Annotated in this window: 16 protein-coding genes; 3 read left to right on the forward strand and 13 right to left on the reverse strand. The window is 35.8% G+C overall.

The genetic code is table 11. The annotated features are described in order from the left end of the window. Positions 1-181: 181 nt before the first annotated feature. From H0S70_RS08700 to lpxB, 11 genes are all read right to left on the reverse strand, one after another. Positions 182-3,151 (reverse strand): zinc-dependent metalloprotease, encoded by a 2,970-nt coding sequence (locus tag H0S70_RS08700; protein ID WP_188320530.1) that lies wholly within the window; start codon positions 3,149-3,151, stop codon positions 182-184. A gap of 155 nt (positions 3,152-3,306) precedes the next feature. After that, positions 3,307-3,966: a DUF6048 family protein gene (locus tag H0S70_RS08705; RefSeq protein ID WP_188320531.1), complete on the reverse strand. Its 660-nt coding sequence runs from the start codon at positions 3,964-3,966 to the stop codon at positions 3,307-3,309. Beyond that, entirely contained in the window at positions 3,932-4,414 is a 483-nt protein-coding gene (locus H0S70_RS08710; RefSeq protein WP_228453704.1) for a DUF6452 family protein, read from the reverse strand. Before H0S70_RS08710 ends, H0S70_RS08705 begins: the two co-directional genes overlap by 35 nt. Further along, complete coding sequence (gene rlmD / locus H0S70_RS08715) at positions 4,414-5,823, reverse strand: 23S rRNA (uracil(1939)-C(5))-methyltransferase RlmD (protein WP_188320532.1); 1,410 nt, start codon at positions 5,821-5,823, stop codon at positions 4,414-4,416. Before rlmD ends, H0S70_RS08710 begins: the two co-directional genes overlap by 1 nt. A gap of 181 nt (positions 5,824-6,004) precedes the next feature. Beyond that, on the reverse strand, positions 6,005-6,307 hold the full coding sequence (locus H0S70_RS08720; RefSeq protein WP_188320533.1) for a hypothetical protein: 303 nt from the start codon (positions 6,305-6,307) through the stop codon (positions 6,005-6,007). Positions 6,308-6,384: 77 nt separating this feature from the next. Further along, positions 6,385-7,884: a TlpA family protein disulfide reductase gene (locus H0S70_RS08725; RefSeq protein WP_188320534.1), complete on the reverse strand. Its 1,500-nt coding sequence runs from the start codon at positions 7,882-7,884 to the stop codon at positions 6,385-6,387. Between the two features lie 185 nt (positions 7,885-8,069). Then, on the reverse strand, positions 8,070-8,837 hold the full coding sequence (locus H0S70_RS08730) for a succinate dehydrogenase/fumarate reductase iron-sulfur subunit (RefSeq protein WP_188320535.1): 768 nt from the start codon (positions 8,835-8,837) through the stop codon (positions 8,070-8,072). A 22-nt stretch (positions 8,838-8,859) separates the two neighbouring features. Continuing rightward, a complete protein-coding gene (locus H0S70_RS08735) occupies positions 8,860-10,872 on the reverse strand; it encodes a fumarate reductase/succinate dehydrogenase flavoprotein subunit (RefSeq protein ID WP_188320536.1) in 2,013 nt (670 codons plus the stop codon). A gap of 56 nt (positions 10,873-10,928) precedes the next feature. After that, a complete protein-coding gene (locus H0S70_RS08740; protein WP_188320537.1) occupies positions 10,929-11,591 on the reverse strand; it encodes a succinate dehydrogenase cytochrome b subunit in 663 nt (220 codons plus the stop codon). Positions 11,592-11,703: 112 nt separating this feature from the next. Then, entirely contained in the window at positions 11,704-13,509 is a 1,806-nt protein-coding gene (locus H0S70_RS08745) for a ComEC/Rec2 family competence protein (RefSeq protein ID WP_317173140.1), read from the reverse strand. Positions 13,510-13,516: 7 nt separating this feature from the next. Further along, on the reverse strand, positions 13,517-14,623 hold the full coding sequence (gene lpxB, locus H0S70_RS08750) for a lipid-A-disaccharide synthase (RefSeq protein WP_188320539.1): 1,107 nt from the start codon (positions 14,621-14,623) through the stop codon (positions 13,517-13,519). 42 nt (positions 14,624-14,665) lie between these two features. On the opposite strand from lpxB, the gene H0S70_RS08755 reads away from it, so the two are divergent. Next, positions 14,666-15,175 (forward strand): DUF2480 family protein, encoded by a 510-nt coding sequence (locus H0S70_RS08755; protein WP_031501476.1) that lies wholly within the window; start codon positions 14,666-14,668, stop codon positions 15,173-15,175. Between the two features lie 111 nt (positions 15,176-15,286). Further along, positions 15,287-15,949: a DUF937 domain-containing protein gene (locus tag H0S70_RS08760; protein WP_188320540.1), complete on the forward strand. Its 663-nt coding sequence runs from the start codon at positions 15,287-15,289 to the stop codon at positions 15,947-15,949. 43 nt (positions 15,950-15,992) lie between these two features. Here H0S70_RS08760 and H0S70_RS14580 read toward each other — a convergent pair whose 3' ends face one another. Both H0S70_RS14580 and H0S70_RS08770 read right to left on the reverse strand, forming a co-directional pair. Beyond that, positions 15,993-16,259 (reverse strand): 30S ribosomal protein THX, encoded by a 267-nt coding sequence (locus H0S70_RS14580; RefSeq protein WP_031501477.1) that lies wholly within the window; start codon positions 16,257-16,259, stop codon positions 15,993-15,995. Positions 16,260-16,330: 71 nt separating this feature from the next. Further along, the gene (locus H0S70_RS08770) at positions 16,331-16,813 is read right to left on the reverse strand and encodes a thermonuclease family protein (protein ID WP_188320541.1); all 483 of its coding nucleotides are present in this window, start codon (positions 16,811-16,813) and stop codon (positions 16,331-16,333) included. 139 nt (positions 16,814-16,952) lie between these two features. On the opposite strand from H0S70_RS08770, the gene H0S70_RS08775 reads away from it, so the two are divergent. Further along, positions 16,953-17,474, forward strand: coding sequence for a DUF2975 domain-containing protein (locus tag H0S70_RS08775; protein ID WP_188320542.1), 522 nt, complete (start codon positions 16,953-16,955; stop codon positions 17,472-17,474). Positions 17,475-17,478: the final 4 nt, after the last annotated feature.

The following is a 17,478-nucleotide window of genomic DNA, read 5'->3' on the forward strand; positions in this document are numbered from 1 at the left end:
TTAAAGTTTGGTTAAATAAATTATACAAATGTTAAATAATCTTAAACGTTGGTTTACAAATATTTACGAGGAAAATATTTCTGTTTTTCACCTGTAAATCTGTTGGAAAATAAATTATAAAAATAATTGCACAAAAATCCCCGGTGGTATTCCGGGGATCTACTATTATTAAAATGTGTTTTTATTTTTTAATAAATTTCACTTTTTCTACATTTCCGTTATCTTCTACAGAGATGATGTAAACACCAGCCTGTAGTTTAGCAACTTGTACTTTGTTATCTGCGATTTTTCCTTTAGCAACGATTTGACCAGCTACATTGTAGATGCTGTAAATTGCATTATTAGAAACTTTAGAAACATTCAACACATCAGTTGCAGGATTAGGATAAACTTTAAAATCTGAAACTTCATTATCGTTTGCTGCAAGAAGAGTTCCAATGCTTAATGTATAATCTTCAACTTGACCGTAAGTAGAAGTACCACATGATGTAGTGTTGCTTCCTGATGATGAAGTATCATTTAATCGTACTCTCATTCTAGTCGAACCAGTTGGTACATCAGCTGGAATAGTAATTGTTCCAGTCCAAGGTGATTTTTTAATAGCACTAGTCATCACTTTTTCATTAGCATCATCAAAATCTTTATCATTATTAAAATCAATCCATACGGTAACCTGATCGCTGGTATAAGATGTTCCTGTAAATGAAGCAGAAAAATCATAAGTCTGCCCTTTACTTACATTTCCTACAACTGAAGTAAAATCTTCATAACCAGTTGTAGCAGTAGAATTTTTATTAATATCTGCAAAAGTCACATTAGATATTTTCTCAAAACGTGCTGATGTTGCACCAGCGGTACAATAGGTAGGATCACTAGTGGTAAATGTAAATACTGTGGAACATCCGGTTGCAGATCCAAATGAATTTTTAGGAACAACTTTCCAATAATACTGTGTGGCTGCAGTAAGATTTGAAGCTGAATATGAAGTGGTAGATACAGAAGCAACTAAAGTAGTTGGATCGGCAGAAGTACCAAAATAAACATCATATAATTCCGCAGGTTCTCCTCCCACTGGAGCAGTCCAAGTTAAGTTCACAGGTGTTGTATAACTAATACCTACTGCATTATTTGCAGGCGAACCTAGTGTTGCACAGTTAGGTGCAGCAGTCGGTGTTTTTGAAACTGTTACTGACCCTATTGCGTAGAATACGTTTCCTAATGCAGAAACTCTCACTTTTAGTGAAGTACCTGTTGGTAAAGCAACCTGCAAATTCTCTGAACCATCATTTGGTGTAGATTCCGCCAGAATTGTCCAAGTAGCACCATTATCAGTAGTATAATCAATTTTTACGTTAGCTACGTTGAAAGGAGCTGCGTTAGTTCCTACAACATCCCATAAGAACGGGTTAGCATTATCATTGAATAAAACAGAAGATAGCACTTTGAAAGGTCCGTTAGCATGAACAGTAACTTTCTGGTTTGCACTTTGAGTTTGTTGTTGAGCTACGTCTGCTTTATTATCTCTTACCGTTACTCTAAAGTTTGAAACCCTTGCTACGGTAGAAACAGCTTCCCAATCAGCATTGTTCTTTAAGTTTCCAGCCATTACGGTGCTCAACTTAGGGAAATATCTTGTAGGACTTGCAGTTGGATTCCAAGATCTGAAAGATGGTCCGTTGGTTAAAGTTCCTAAATTGCCAATTGTAGTGGAAGTAGTTGCAGTATCAACTTGTTCCCAAGTGTAAGTTAATGGATCTCCTTCTGCATCAGTAGCTTGTGCTGATAACACAAAAGCAGTTCCTTTTGGAATAGTAATATCCGGCATTGCAGTAATTACTGGAGGAGTATTTGCTACAGCAGTTTCAACAGCACAAGTTTTACTTGTTAAATTATTATGAACTTGGTAGATGCTATAATAGTGGAAATAGGCATCAGAATGAGCCTGAACATCAGTAGCACCAGTAATTCCAGCATAACCCATAACAGTTGATCCAGAACCAGGTTCTTGGTTAGCTCCAGTACCTTCTAGTTGGTGAGAGAAAGTGTGGTTAGCTCCTAACTGGTGACCGATTTCGTGAGCAACATAATCGATATCAAAGTTGTCCCCTTGTGGAATTCCGTCTGAAGGTGAAGTAAATCCTGATCCTTTTCCTTTATTTAAGTTTGAAGATGTTTCAGCAGTAGGTGCGATACAAATACAACCAATACATCCTGCGTTACCTCCACCTCCAGTTGCACCAAATAAATGCCCTATGTCGTACGAAGTACTCCCAATTGTAGTGGATAATGTATTTTGTAATTGCAAACTCCAACCAACTAATTTATTGGAATTACGAATATCTGTTCCTATCTCTGCATCGGAATATGGGTCTATAACTGGATCTAGATAAATCAACTGTGGAAAATCTTGAAGAATAAGATGTAACCCAAAATCTTTCTCAAAAACAAAATTACATCTGGTCAATGTAGCATTTATTGCAGCCAATGCCCCGGCAACTGTTCCACCAAAATACTGCGTGTATTCACCAGTCACAGAAATGGCTAATCGCATTGTACGATATTTTTGGTCAGAAGATTTGTTGAAATCTGCAGGATTATTAGTAAATGACTTTCCAGACATATACAATTTATCAATCTGTTGCTTTGTTAAAGGAGCTTCACTTGTTGAACAAGCAAAAGCTTTGTCAGCTTCTGTCTTGTTGGTTTTAGGTTGTACACCATAAACCGTTTTTTCTTTATTTTGTGGTTCGATAAATTCGTAATTGCCATTTTTTAGCAACATCGACTGGAAATCGTTTGGTGCCACACTGAATCTTACGTAAGCAGTAGGATCATCGATTCCAACTCCTACATAAGAACCCAATTGATGACGATCAGCAATCGATTTTACAACAACCGGTGCACTGTAAACAGCAAATCTTTCAATTTTCCCGTTAAGAGTTGGAAGTTTAATTTCAATAGCCTTTGTATTTTTTCCTGTTTCATGGGCATTTGCCAATGTAGATCTCAATGCATCAATATCGAGAGAATAAAATGATTTAATGTTAGATGTCGTTCGAGTCTTCTCTCCTTTCATTGATGTGGGGCTCCATTGTGCAAGTGCAGCTATTGACATCATACAAAAAAGTAAAGAAGTAAAAATTTTCTTCATAAGTTTTATTTTTTTTAAACAATTTATCAAAAGTAATTTTTTTTCTTGTACAACAAGGTAAAATACTCAAAAAACCAATTAATAATTTAAATTTTCATTAAAAAAACTCGCAGAAATTTGCGAGTGAAATTTATTGCATAATATTTTTAAGTTCTTTAAAATGAATAAGCAATATTCCAGGAGAAACCAACATTGAATTTTGCTGAACTTTTTCCGAAACCAGGAACAATCATCGGTTTGATATCGTCTTGCGTCGTTGAAAATAGCAAATATCTTGGTTGTGCGGTAACATCGATATAAAAAGGCGAATCAAACAATTGAACGCGTCCACCAACGGTTGCTTCGATCCAATACGAACTTTGAGATGATGCAGGAAAAGCCACCGAAGTTTCGCTTCCGCCATAACCCCGAACAGGAACCGCTTTGTATTCTTGGTTGTAAAATGAACCCGCCAATTTTCCACCTGCGTAGAATCCGTTCAATGGGTTTTCTTTATCATTCGCCAACATATAAAAAGCACCTAATTTCAAAAAAGGTCCATCGACAGTAGCATCATAGCCATTTTTTTGGTAAATATTTTTTTCAAAACCTACATCTGCTACGGCGTGAATATTTTTACTGATTCGAGAAGATACAAATCCCTGAAAAAGTTTTCGATCCGAAAAAATGCCAATTCCCGCATTCAAAACATCAAAACCAACCATAAAATTAGGTTCGTATTTCCATTTTGTTTTAAGTGAATCTTGTTCCTTTTGCGCAAAAGCAATCAGGAACATAAAGCTAAAAAAGAAGGAAAAAATGAGTCTTGAATTCATCTGTAATTTGAGTTTGATTTTGTTCGACTTCTAAGACAGGATTGGGCACTTCCAAAACAGCACTTACATTTTCATAATTTTTCTTGATTCCACAAGCCGGGGAAACATATTCTGATTTCGTGGTATAATTCACTTTCACTTCAGAAGTTACCGCAGCTTTCGATAAACCGACATAAATTTTAGTAAAAAGTGCATCATCAACTCTTAAAGGAATAAAAACTGAATCGGTCTTCGTTTTTGCTGCAATCACCGCAACCGAGCCGTTTCCATAATCTACATTTACAAAAATCGAATCCATTGTTTTGAGTTTTCCGGTAGCTTTTGTTTTGAATTTAAGTTTCATTCTCGGTGTTGCCTCGCCGCTTAAGCAAATATCATCATCGCTTCCGCAGGAAAAAAGGGAAAATAAAAACAGAGAAATCAGGAAAATTTTTAGAAATTTCATCATTAAATTTTTACTAAAAGTGCAATATTTTCAACATGATGCGTTTGTGGGAACATATCAACCGGCAATATTTTCACCAATCGATATTGATCCTTCATTAAAGCTAAATCTCTCGCTTGTGTAGCCGAATTACAACTTACATAAACGATCTTTTCAGGAGCTAATTTCAGGATTTGCTCCACCACTTTTTGATGCATCCCGTCGCGTGGTGGATCGGTAATTAAAACATCAGCTTTCGGGTGATTTGCCAAAAATTCATCATTGAAAATGTCTTTCATGTCACCGCAATAGAACGTGCAATTTGATAAACCATTCAGTTCTGCGTGTTCTTTCGCTGCATTGATCGCTTCCTGAACCGATTCTATACCAATTACCTGTTTGGCATTTCTAGCAACATACTGTGCAATCGTTCCGGTACCGGTGTATAAATCGTAAACCACCTCATCGCCTTTCAAATCTGCAAATTCGAGGGTTTTTCTATACAATTCTAAAGCTTGTTTATAATTGGTTTGGAAGAAAGATTTCGGTCCGATTTTAAATTTCAAACCATCCATTTCTTCCATCAAAAAGCCGTCACCGAAATAGATTACGACATTTTGATCGTAAATAGAATCATTTTGTTTTGAATTAATGCAATAAACCAAAGTTCTGATTTGCGGAAATTCTGAAAGTAAAAAATCAAATAATTTCTCGCGGTTTTCCTTTTCATCACGGAAAAGTTGGAACAACACCATCCATTCCCCTTTCGAATTTTGCCTCATCATTAAAGTTCGCAAAAATCCAGTTTGTTCTTTTACATCAAAAAACTCCAACCCGTTTTTTACCGCATAATTTTTCACTGCCAAACGAATCGCATTCGATGGATCTTCCTGAAGCCAACATTCCTTGAGGTCGAGAATTTTGCTCCACATCCCCGGAATATGGAATCCTAAAGCGTCGCGGTTTCCGAAGTTTTCCTCGGAACTGATTTCGTATTGTGTAAGCCAACGAGCATTGGAAAAAGAAAATTCCATTTTATTGCGGTAGAAATATTGTTCCTTGTTTCCCAAAATTTGTAAAGTTTCGAAATCTTCGATGCCGCCAATTCTTTTGATATGGTTATAAACCTCGTCTTGCTTGAAAACAAGTTGCTGCTCATAGGCAAGATTCTGCCATTTGCAACCTCCACAAACGCCAAAATGCACGCATTTCGGAGCTACACGATAAGGAGATTCTTCTAGAATTTCCACAGCTTCGGCTTCGAAATAATTTGATTTTGATTTTTTTACTCTTGCATTAACCAAATCACCAGGAACCGCACCGGAAACCAACACGGTTTTACCATCGTCGGTTTTGCCTATTGCTACGCCTTTTGCACCTGCAGAAACCAATCTGATATTTTCTAAAACGATATTTTTGTTTTTCTTTCTCATCGACAATTTTAATGAACACAAAAGTAAGGTTTTGAAAATAAAAAGAGGCGATAATTCAATCGGAGGAATTTGAAATTCATTAAATTATTTTTAATGAGATTTTGCATAGACGAAATTTTGGTTAAAGCCAAATGATCTTTTACAAAAAAACGAGCTAAAGCCCGTTCCTATTGAATAAAAACTAAGGTTGCGCAGAATAAGAATCTCGATTTCTTAAGTAAAAATATCCTACGAAAGCTCCAAAAAGCAGAAATCCTAATGTCCATAAAAATCTCGAAGGATTGTGGTTTTTAAAAACATCAATAATAAGAACGATAGCAACAATAAAATTGCACAACACCGCAACATAGGACAATATTTTTCCCATCTGAACTGAGATGCCAAAAGATGAAAGATCAAAACTTACTGAAAAAACAGTAAAGATGATTCCGAAAAAGACCAACCAATAAAGAATGCTTGGAGAAATAAGTAAATCGTTTTTCATTAATTAATTTTAAACGAATATAAAAAAAATCCTGCCCAAATAAAATGAACAGGAAATATTTTAATTTCTGCTGGAAATTACTTTGTTGGAGCAACTTCTGGCTGTGGCGACAATAAATCGTTTTGCAACGTAGCTTCCGGCTGCACCATAGGTGCTTTCAATCCTGAAAGTTTATCCAAAACCGTAACAATTTCCGGATCGCCCAGGTTGTAGAAGAATCGGCTTGCAATTTTTCCATCTTTATCCAAAACGATGAAAGAAGGAAGTTTGAAACCATAGATTCCCAAATCTTTCGCAATTTGTGCGTTCATTCCACCTTCACCATAAACGTTGGTTCCCGGAATTCCTTTCAAAAGTGCGTTGCTTGTTTTTACAAATTGATCTTTGGTATCGTCCAGATTTACGAAAGTGAAATCCATTTTTGATTTGTAGAAATTCACTACTTCTTTCAATACAGGAACAGTTCCTTCGGCAATATAAGGATTCCACGAAGCGTAGAACATTACCAAGGTTGGTTTTCCGCCAGCAAATTTATAATCGCTTCCGTCTGCTTTTACTAGTTTTGCGTTGCTCATTGCATCACCCACTTTTGGACCTACGATTACAAATTGGATTCTTTCCAAATCTTTTTTGATTTGGCTATCTTTAATTTTTTCTTTGATGATTTTGGAAATTTTCTCGGAGTTTTCCTTGGTCATTCCCGGCGTAATATCGCCGCTGGAAAGCACGAAAGCTAAAAGATAATCTTTGGCAGTTTGAGAAAGATCTTTTTTGGTATCTAAAAATTTTGCGAAAACCTCAGAAGACATTTCCGTTCCACTTTTGCTGTTTGCCGATGCAAATTTTTGGAACTCTGGACTCAATTTTCCTAAAAGATAATTTCTATAAATAGGTTGATTTTTCAACATTCTGTCGCTATCGGCATCAAGCTTTGCTTCCGCATCTTTGAAATTTTTAGAGGTCTTATAATTTGGATTTTGGGTAATTTGGGCATGATTGATTTCGTATTGGTTCATCAATCCCAACAAACTTGCATTCAGTTCGTCTTTTTTATACTGAACTACTTCGCTGTCAGCAGATGCTTTTTTCGCTGCGGCATCGATATTGGTTTCGAAATCATTTTTGATTTTTTCGATTTCTTTTAAGAACGCATCTTCATTTTTGCTTACTAATTCACCAACATTGATTTTCGCTGCATATCCTTGTACGAATTTTTGCACATCCATTAGGAAATCGTTGTTATTTTTCGCATCACCGGTGATGGTAAATTGATTAGGGAAATTAGCGGCTTGCCCAGAAATATTCAATTGCTGTCCGCCTTTTAGGTAAATCATTGCAGTTTTACCGGCATAAGACATGATGTACATTCCGTTTTTCGGGGCTTCAAAACTACCGGAAAAACTTCCTTTTGAATCTACTCCTAAATTAACCAAAGGCAAAGTTGCAACACCTGATGCTTCAATAAATTCGATTCTTTCTAGCGGTGATCCACCTGCGAAATTACCTTTTACTTCTACCTTTTTTGAACATGAAATTGCTACGAAAGCAAAAATCAGCATTAAAAAATATTTACTCATGTTTGTATTGTTGTGTATAAATTTTGTTTACAGTTACATTTCTATTCTTTCTGAATATAACGAGAACAAAAGTAAGTTATATAAAGAGTTAACGAAAATTTTAGGCTATTTTTTGTGAAATTTTAACAATGAAAAATCCGCTTTCAGTGTAAGAAAACGGATTCTTGTAGATTTTATAAAGATTTTTATCCTCTATTGATATTAGCTGCCATAAACTCGCGGTTCATTCTTGCGATTACTTCCAAAGAAATTCCTTTAGGACATTCAACTTCGCAAGCGCCAGTATTGGAACAGTTACCGAAGCCTTCTTCGTCCATGGCTTTTACCATGCTTAGAACTCTTCTTTGCGCTTCTACTCTACCTTGCGGAAGCAACGCATATTGGGAAACTTTTGCACCAACAAATAACATTGCTGATCCGTTTTTACAAGTCGCCACACAAGCTCCACAACCGATACAAGCTGCGGCATCCATTGCTTTGTCTGCATCATCTTTCGGAACAAGAATTGCGTTAGCGTCCAAAGTATTTCCGGAAGTGTTCACGGAAATAAATCCACCTGCAGCCATTACTTTATCGAAGGCGCTTCTATCCACCACTAAATCCTTAATTACAGGAAAAGCCGCACTACGCCAAGGTTCGATATGAATGGTTTCGCCATCTTTGAACATTCTCATGTGCAACTGGCAAGTGGTAATTCCGGTATCTGGACCGTGAGCTCTACCGTTGATATATAGCGAACACATTCCACAAATTCCTTCACGGCAGTCGTGGTCGAAAGCTATAGGTTCTTTTCCTTCATTGATCAAGTTTTCGTTGAGCATATCCAACATTTCCAGAAAGGAAGAGTCGGTAGAAACGTCTGAAATTTTATAGGTTTCAAACTGACCTTTTGATTTATTATTTTTCTGTCTCCAAATTTTCAGAGTCAGGTTTAATCCTTTTTTAGCACTCATTTTAATATTAATTTTTCGGAGATTATTTATAACTTCTTGTTTTCACTTCGATGTTTTCATAGATCAGGTCTTCTTTGTGCATTATTTCCTGATTAATGTCGTTTCCTTGGTATTCCCATGCAGCAACGTATTTGAAGTTTTCATCATCTCGTTCCGCTTCACCTTCTGGTGTTGCATGATCCCATCGGAAGTGACCTCCACAAGACTCCTCTCTTTTCAATGCGTCCATTGCCATTAATTGTCCTAATTCCAAGAAATCTGCAACTCTGAATGCTTTTTCTAATTCAGGATTCATTTCATTAGCTTGCCCTGGAACTTTTACATCTTTCCAGAACTCTTCTCTTACCGCAGCAATTTCTTTGATTGCTTCTTGCAAACCTTCCGGAGTTCTTCCCATTCCTACCTTGTTCCACATAATGTGTCCCAATTTCTTATGGAAATAATCAACAGAATATTTTCCGTTATTATTAATGAAGAAATTAATTTTATCCTGAATTTCCTTTTCAGCAGCTTCAAATTCAGCTGAATTGGTAGGAATTGCTCCAGTTCTAATGTCTGCTGAAAGATAATCGGCAATGGTATAAGGAAGTACGAAATAACCATCCGCAAGACCTTGCATCAACGCAGATGCTCCTAATCTGTTTGCACCGTGGTCAGAGAAGTTTGCCTCACCAATTACGAAACATCCCGGAATGGTAGATTGCAAATTATAATCAACCCAAACGCCACCCATGGTGTAGTGAACCGCCGGATAAATCTTCATTGGAGTTACATACGGATTGTCCGCTGTAATTTTTTCGTACATCTGGAAAAGGTTTCCGTATTTTTCTTCGATCCAGGCTTTACCAAGATCGTAGATTTGTTGCGGAGAAGGATTATGAATATTTTTCTCTAAAGCCGCTTCATGTCCTTTTTTGATGATTTCTGTTGAGAAATCCAAAAAAACGCCTTCTTTTGTATCGTTGTTTTCGATTCCGTAACCCGCGTCACATCTTTCTTTTGCCGCTCTGGAAGCCACGTCACGAGGAACCAAGTTTCCAAAAGCCGGATATCTTCTTTCTAAATAATAATCTCTGTTTTCTTCAGCGATATTTTCAGGTTTTAATTTTCCTGCCCGAATTGCTTCTGCATCTTCGATATTTTTTGGAACCCAAATTCTTCCTGAATTTCTTAACGATTCCGACATCAAAGTAAGTTTTGATTGCTGCGTTCCATGAACCGGAATACATGTCGGGTGAATTTGAACATAACAAGGATTTGCGAAATAAGCTCCTTTTTTATGAATTTTCCAAGATGCAGAAACGTTGGAACCCATCGCGTTTGTAGAAAGGAAATACACGTTACCGTAACCTCCGGAAGCGATAACGACTGCGTGTGCAGAATGTCTCTCGATTTCTCCGGTTACTAAATTTCGTGCGATAATTCCTCTCGCTTTTCCGTCAACAACTACCAAATCAAGCATTTCGTGACGGTTGTACATTTTTATTTTTCCTTTTCCGATTTGTCGGCTCATTGCGGAATATGCTCCCAACAATAACTGTTGGCCGGTTTGTCCTTTTGCATAAAAAGTTCTTTTCACCTGCACACCACCGAAAGAACGGTTATCCAATTGTCCGCCGTATTCTCTACCGAAAGGAACTCCTTGCGCAACACATTGATCGATGATATTTCCGGAAACTTCTGCTAATCGATATACGTTTGCTTCTCTTGCGCGGTAATCGCCACCTTTTATCGTGTCGTAAAATAATCTATAAATAGAGTCGCCATCGTTTTGATAATTTTTTGCTGCGTTAATTCCACCTTGAGCCGCAATGGAGTGCGCTCTTCTTGGTGAATCTTGGTAGCAAAATGCTTTTACATTATAGCCTTGTTCCGCCAAAGTTGCGGCTGCAGAACCACCTGCAAGTCCGGTTCCCACCACAATAATATCAATTTTATCGCGGTTGTTTGGTGCAACCAAGTTCATGTGGTCTTTATGATTTTTCCATTTGTCCGCTAAAGGACCTGCCGGAATTTTTGAATCTAATTTGCTCATTTTTTAGAAATTTTAAATTTTAAACTTTAAATTTTAGAATACTTAAAACTTAAAATTTATTGAGTTAAAAAGTGATATACTGCAATGAAAATAAATCCTGCAGGAATAAGAATGGAATACCAAGTTCCCAAAGTTTTGATAACAGGAGTATATTTCGGATGACGCGCTCCCACAGACTGGAAAGAAGATTGGAAACCATGCGCCAAATGCAATCCTAATAATACGAAAGAAATTACATAAAAAACAACTCTCAGCGGGTCAGCAAATTTATCATGAAGTTCCGCCCAGAATCTTCCGTTATCCGGAGTATTGGCTTCAATGTACTTGAAGTTGATTTCGTGCCACCAAAAATCATAAAGGTGTAATCCCAAAAAAGCTAAAACTACCAACCCGGAAATAATCATATTTCTCGACATCCAAGTAGAATTGGCTGAACCTTGGTTTACTGCATATTTCACTGGTCTTGCGCTTCGGTTTTTTAATTCCAGAACAAATCCCATCACGAAATGGAACACCACTGCAAATCCCAAAATTGGCTGCATCAGGAACTGAATAAACGGGTTATAACCCATAAATTCCGATGCGGCATTAAAAGCTGAAGGGCTGCAAATTGAAAGTAAATTCACCGAAAGGTGCATGATAAGGAATATGAGCAAAAACATTGCAGACAATGCCATTGCGTACTTTCTACCGATAGTAGAACTTGTTAATCCTGCCATAATTAATGTTTAAATTTGAATTTCCACAAAGTTAAAAAATTGTTAAGGTATCTAAAGGTGAGATTTATCAGATTTTTTTAGTTTGTAATCTTTCTAAATAATTTTTTTAACGTTAATCAAAATCGTAATTTTTACCTTCAATTTGAACTTCGTGTACTCCTTTTGGTAAAATTTTAATCTCAAAATTCTGAACTCTTCTTGCCGTTAAATAAGGTTCAATAATATATTGTTGAACTTTCTCGGAATTCGATTTTTCTCTTAAAACAAAGATAACTTTACGATCTTTCTTTACAGAAACTATTTTCTCTTTAAAATAAGAATGTTCCAAAACCTCATCAATTTCAGCGGCTTTATAATTAAGCAAAAGTCGCAGTGCAAAGAAGATGAGAAGAAAATAAACAACTTTTGAAATGGTTTTCAGTTTCGGGTTCAAAATCGCAAATCTTAAAAACCAAACCACTGCAAAAGCGACCAAAACTTCCAAAAATGTCATTGGAAGCATTTTATGGAAAGCAAAATCGAAATCGGCAAACCAATGAATCATTTTCAAAGTAAAAATCACCACTTTATCGTAAATCAAATTCAACCATGAAAACTGAACGGAAAAGCCAATGAGCAAAGTCATTAACAATGAAAAAATAATGATAATTTCTGAAAAAGGAATCACCACCAAATTCGCAAAAATCGACACCAAAGAATATTGATGAAAATAATAAATAACAATCGGAAGCGTTGCAATTTGTGCCGCAAAACTTACAGAAACGATATTGGCTAAGAAATTTTGAAAATTATTTTTGGGCTTTGGCAAGTATTTTAAAATCGGTTTGTTCAGCCAGAAAATTCCGAAAACCGCCACAAAACTCAGCTGAAAACCTACGTCAAAAAGCTGTTGTGTATCGAAAATGAGTAATCCGATCGCTGCCAAAGCCATTGCATGAAGCAAATCTGGTTTTCGTTGCAAAATCACGAAAATATAATACGCAGAAATCATGATACAACTTCGAACCACCGAGCTTCCGTAATCGATAAAAATCGCAAATGCCCAAATCAAAACCAAGGCAAAAACCATCTTGAAATTCCTAAATTTTGGAGGAAATACCCAATTTAAAACAAGCAAAATCAACCAGAAAATAATCGCCATGTGCGAACCGGAAATCGCCAAAACATGCATCAATCCGGATTTACTGAAATCCTGAACCGTCTCCTGATCCATCTCAGTCCGATCCGCAAGGATAATTCCTTTCGTGAATTCCCGCGATTTTTTACTGAATTCAGCACGATCGATTTTACTTAAAGTTTCAAGTCTTTTTTGCTTGATTTTTTCCGCGAAACTTAAATCATTTCGCAATCCATATTTGAAAGAATTGGGCAAATAAGCTTGAAAATAAATCTGTTTTCTTGCCAAATATTTTCCATAATCAAACTGAAAATCATGATAAGGTTTTTGAAGCTGATTGATGTAAATTTCACCTTTATAATAGTGCAGAAAATCGAGTTCAATCTCGGATTTTGGTACAGAAAGAACACTTAAAAAAGATTCTTTTCCTTTCCAAGCCGTGATTTCGTAACGACGATTTTTTTCGTTGGAATTTAGTTTTTTATTGATTTTGAAAACAATATTTTCTTTGCTTTCAAGAATCGGCAAATCCGGTTTTTTCGAATGGAGATAATGCGAGAAAATACCGAGTGAAAAGAATAAAATAAACAACGAAACATGGCGAGTTCGATGAACATAAAATCCTTTAACAAAATAAATACATAATGATAAAAAGCTAACTATCAATAAAATAAGAATAGAAAATCGCTGCAACGAAAAATAATCCTGAAAAAAAATTCCCAGAATAAAGCAAATGCACAGAATAAGTAATGGCTGCTTTTGCAATTTATTTTCAATTACAATTAAACCACGATTACACAAGAAAAAGTCAGCTTTTCACGATAATTTCAGCAGCATGATCACTCGCTCCTTTTCCACCGAGTTTTTCGCGGAGAAGTTCAAAGTCCTGCAATATTTTTTCGCGCTTTTCCCCTTCCAAAATTTGCTGAAGTTCTTTCACCAAATTTTCAGTATTCAGATCTTTTTGAATCAATTCTGTTACTACTTCACGATCCATAATTAAATTTACCAAGGAAATAAATTTAATATTTTTCACCACTCTTTTCCCAATTTCATAGGATATTCTGCTGCTTCGATAGCAAACTACTTCCGGAATATTTAGAAGGGCGGTTTCCAGCGTCGCCGTACCGGATGTCACCAAAGCTGCGCTTGAACATCGCAGTAAATCGTAGGTTTTATTAGAAACAAAATGCACATCATCATCTACAAATTTGCTATAAAATTCTTTCGTCAAACTCGGCGCTCCGGCAATTACAAACTGATAATTTTCAAAAAAAGGACGCACAGAAAGCATTAAAGCCAACATTTTTTCGACTTCTTGTTCACGAGAACCAGGCAAAAGCGCGATGATTTCTTTCTCATTCAAACCATGTTCTTTTTTGAAATCTTCTGCAGAAATTTGCGGCAAATCAGAAATTGCATCGAGCAAAGGATGACCTACGAAATGCGCATCGACATGATGTTTTTTATAAAATTCTTTCTCAAAAGGAAGAATCACAAGCATTTCATCAACAAAGTTTTCTATTTTTTCAACACGACCTTCTTTCCATGCCCAAAGTTGCGGAGAAATATAATAAACCACCTTAATTCCCAAAGATTTCGCGAACTCGGCAATTCTTAAATTAAATCCCGGATAATCTACCAAAATCAACACGTCTGGTTGATAATCAGCAAGATCTTTTTTACAAAACTTAATATTTCCAAGAATCGTTCTGAGGTTTTTCGCCACTTCCAAAAATCCCATGAAAGCCAAATCTTTATAATGTTTCACCGGCGGAAAACCCGCAACATCAGCCATCAAATCTCCTCCCCAAAACCGAAATTCAGCCGTAGAATCCTTTTTTAAAATCGACTTCATTAAATTAGAAGCATGTAAATCTCCGGACGCTTCCCCTGCGATGATATAGTATTTCACGTGGTAAAAAGTTGTAATTTTGCTCAAAGATAAAGATAAAAAATGTCAGAAGAATTTGAAATAAAAAATAAAGTTGCAGAAAGTGGTTTGATTAATTTCGACCTTTCTACCTTGATCCCAAAAGGAAAAAGAATAGGCATTGACCTTAAAGACTTCCTTTTCGAAGGTTTGATTTTAAAAGAAAAAGACTTTCGCGAAAAAATAGCGGCACTCAATCCTCAAGATTTTGAAGATGCATACCTTTATATTTACAACTCTGCAGATGCGATTGTCCCGCTTTGGGCATACTTCCTGATCACCGCAAAACTGACGGATGTTGCTAAAAAAATCGTTTTCGGAAATCGTGAAGATTTGGAAGTTTTATTAATGCATAACGCCATTCAGACTTATGATTTCAGCGAGATGAACGGAAAAAGAGTTTTGGTAAAAGGATGCAGCGACCAATCGATTCCTGAAAATGCGTATATCGAATTGGTGGAGCAGCTGAAACCGCTCGTGAAATCACTGATGTTTGGCGAAGCATGTTCCAATGTTCCAATTTTTAAAAATTAAATTAAAATATTCATCAAAAACTTTAACAATACTTTATCAGTTTAGAAAAGCATCTCGGTCGATTTTTTGTTAAATTTGATTTTCATATTTAATCACAAAAAAATACAAACTATGAGTTTAATAGATTTAATCACCGGAAACGCCGGAAACCAAGTAGCGACACAAGCCGAAAATAAATTCGGCATTAGCAAGAACCAAATTATTGCACTTTTAGCAGTTGCTTCGCCTTTGGTTATTTCTTATTTAAGAAAAAAATCACAAGAAGATCCCAATGAGGCAGAAGCTTTAAATAACGCTTTAGATAAAGACCACGACGGAAGTATCTTAGACAATCCTTCTCAAGTAGAAGCACGCCAACAAGAAGGTGGTTCTATTTTGGATCATATTTTCGGAGGTCAAAAAGCTACCGTAGAAAATCAACTTTCTCAGAATACCGGAATTTCCATGGATAAAATCGGGCCGGTTCTTGCAATGCTTGCACCCCTGATCATGGGTTACATTGGTAAAGAAAAACAGTCGAGCGGCGTAAACTCCGGCGGGGGACTTGGAGATTTATTGGGCGGTATTTTAGGCGGTGCGCAAAACCAGGCACAAGCAGAACCATCAAACCCTTTGAATGATATTTTAGATAGCGTTTTAGGTGGTTCACAAGCCAATAATTCCGGGAATCCTTTGAATGATATTTTGGGGTCTGTTCTTGGAGGAAGTAATCAGCAACAGCAATCACAAGGTGGATTAGGTGGATTGTTAGGAAGCATTTTAGGCGGAAAATAAATTCTCCTCGTTCAAAATAGAATTAAATTTAAGAAACCGAAGATTATTCTTCGGTTTTTTTAGTTTTCTTAGCTTTTGTCTCCGCTTTTTCAGCTTTTTGTTTCGTGTCAGAATGTACTTCGGCATTTTCAGATTTTCCTGTAGGATATCCCACTTCTTTTCTTACTTTAACTTTCGAATCTTTCTTTTCCTCTTCATTCAAAACCTTTACCGGAATACTCTTAACGGATTTCGATTTTCGCGGTCTTCTTTTACCATAAGTTCCTGCAAAGATCTTTCCACGTCTTGATTTTTGATCTCCTTTTCCCATAATAATACTGTTTTTTTGTTATTGATTTACACAAAGTTAAATAAAAAACACGATCATTGAAGCCTAAATTTTCATAAATTTTGCACTTTGTTTCGTTTTGATCTTCGCCAGTTCCAGGGAGCGATAGGTTCTTTTTCCTTCCAAAGTCCGCGTTTGTTTTTTCGTGCTTCCATTTCCAGATCTGCATAATTTTCACTTTTTGAATACCGCTTGAAATGCCATGCTAATCCGTTCCTCACTAACTCTTTTCCTAAATTCTGGTTCTTAAAGAAAATTTCGCCGATCCATCTTCCGTTGCGGTCTTTCTTACCATTCCCGATGACTACAACCGTCTTCCCGAAACAAAAATCTGAAACAAATTTTTTGGCTTTATAACCAAAAGGCTGGTTTTTCTCGGGACAGTCGATATGTTCTAAACGTATTGCGATGGGTTTGTTTTCAAATAAAATTACCATGGTATCGCCATCTTTTACGCCTACAACATTTCCGGTGAAGGTTTGGGAAATGATAAAATTTGAGATTATTAGAAACAGAATGAATAGTTGTTTTTTCATTCTGCAAAAGTATTGATTTTTGAAGCGAAATTTTCGTTTTTGAAAATCAAGCAATTAAAACAAATTTTATTAAAATTGAATATATTTTTATTGTTTTACAATAATTATTTGTATATTTGCAATATAAAATTATTAAAAAATGGAAAAATCAAGTTTTGTACTTAAATTAATCCGTATTGTATTTATTCTGGGATTAATTGGATTGTTTGTTAGTTTAACAAATATTCTTTGGGTATTTTTTGGACATAATTTAAATTGGGAAATGGCTAGAAAATTTCATTCTTCAATTGATTTTACGAAAATTTGGAAAAATGATGAAAACGCATTCAATGTTATTTCTTTGATTGAAATCGTTACAGTGATTTTAAAAATTTATATCTTCTTAAATGTTTTAAAAGTTTTCAAAAATCTAAATTTTAATGAACCTTTCAATCAAAAAATAAATGATATTATTAGAAAGATAATTTATTTTTCAATTTCAATTGGTATTTTAGGAGTCCTTATTAAAGTTTATATCGAGTTATTTGTTGCAAACGACTTATTATTATCTACACAAATTGGAAATTCAGAATATTTATGGATTGGCGCTTTACTATTTATTTTGAACAAAATTTTTATAAAAGGCTACGAACTACAATCCGAAAACGACCTAACAATCTAATTTT

Source organism: Chryseobacterium manosquense (assembly GCF_014623485.1).
Classification (GTDB): domain Bacteria; phylum Bacteroidota; class Bacteroidia; order Flavobacteriales; family Weeksellaceae; genus Kaistella; species Kaistella haifensis.

Bases quoted from the DNA above. Each gene is read 5' to 3' on its own strand.
- H0S70_RS08720 (WP_188320533.1), bottom strand. From the start codon at position 6,307: ATGAAAAACGATTTACTTATTTCTCCAAGCATTCTTTATTGGTTGGTC.
- H0S70_RS08705 (WP_188320531.1), bottom strand. From the start codon at position 3,966: ATGAATTCAAGACTCATTTTTTCCTTCTTTTTTAGCTTTATGTTCCTG.
- H0S70_RS08735 (WP_188320536.1), bottom strand. From the start codon at position 10,872: ATGAGCAAATTAGATTCAAAAATTCCGGCAGGTCCTTTAGCGGACAAA.
- H0S70_RS08770 (WP_188320541.1), bottom strand. From the start codon at position 16,813: ATGAAAAAACAACTATTCATTCTGTTTCTAATAATCTCAAATTTTATC.
- H0S70_RS08740 (WP_188320537.1), bottom strand. From the start codon at position 11,591: ATGGCAGGATTAACAAGTTCTACTATCGGTAGAAAGTACGCAATGGCA.
- H0S70_RS08775 (WP_188320542.1), top strand. From the start codon at position 16,953: ATGGAAAAATCAAGTTTTGTACTTAAATTAATCCGTATTGTATTTATT.
- rlmD (WP_188320532.1), bottom strand. From the start codon at position 5,823: ATGAGAAAGAAAAACAAAAATATCGTTTTAGAAAATATCAGATTGGTT.
- H0S70_RS08730 (WP_188320535.1), bottom strand. From the start codon at position 8,837: ATGAGTGCTAAAAAAGGATTAAACCTGACTCTGAAAATTTGGAGACAG.
- H0S70_RS08760 (WP_188320540.1), top strand. From the start codon at position 15,287: ATGAGTTTAATAGATTTAATCACCGGAAACGCCGGAAACCAAGTAGCG.
- H0S70_RS08700 (WP_188320530.1), bottom strand. From the start codon at position 3,151: ATGAAGAAAATTTTTACTTCTTTACTTTTTTGTATGATGTCAATAGCT.
- H0S70_RS08710 (WP_228453704.1), bottom strand. From the start codon at position 4,414: ATGATGAAATTTCTAAAAATTTTCCTGATTTCTCTGTTTTTATTTTCC.
- H0S70_RS08755 (WP_031501476.1), top strand. From the start codon at position 14,666: ATGTCAGAAGAATTTGAAATAAAAAATAAAGTTGCAGAAAGTGGTTTG.
- H0S70_RS08725 (WP_188320534.1), bottom strand. From the start codon at position 7,884: ATGAGTAAATATTTTTTAATGCTGATTTTTGCTTTCGTAGCAATTTCA.
- H0S70_RS14580 (WP_031501477.1), bottom strand. From the start codon at position 16,259: ATGGGAAAAGGAGATCAAAAATCAAGACGTGGAAAGATCTTTGCAGGA.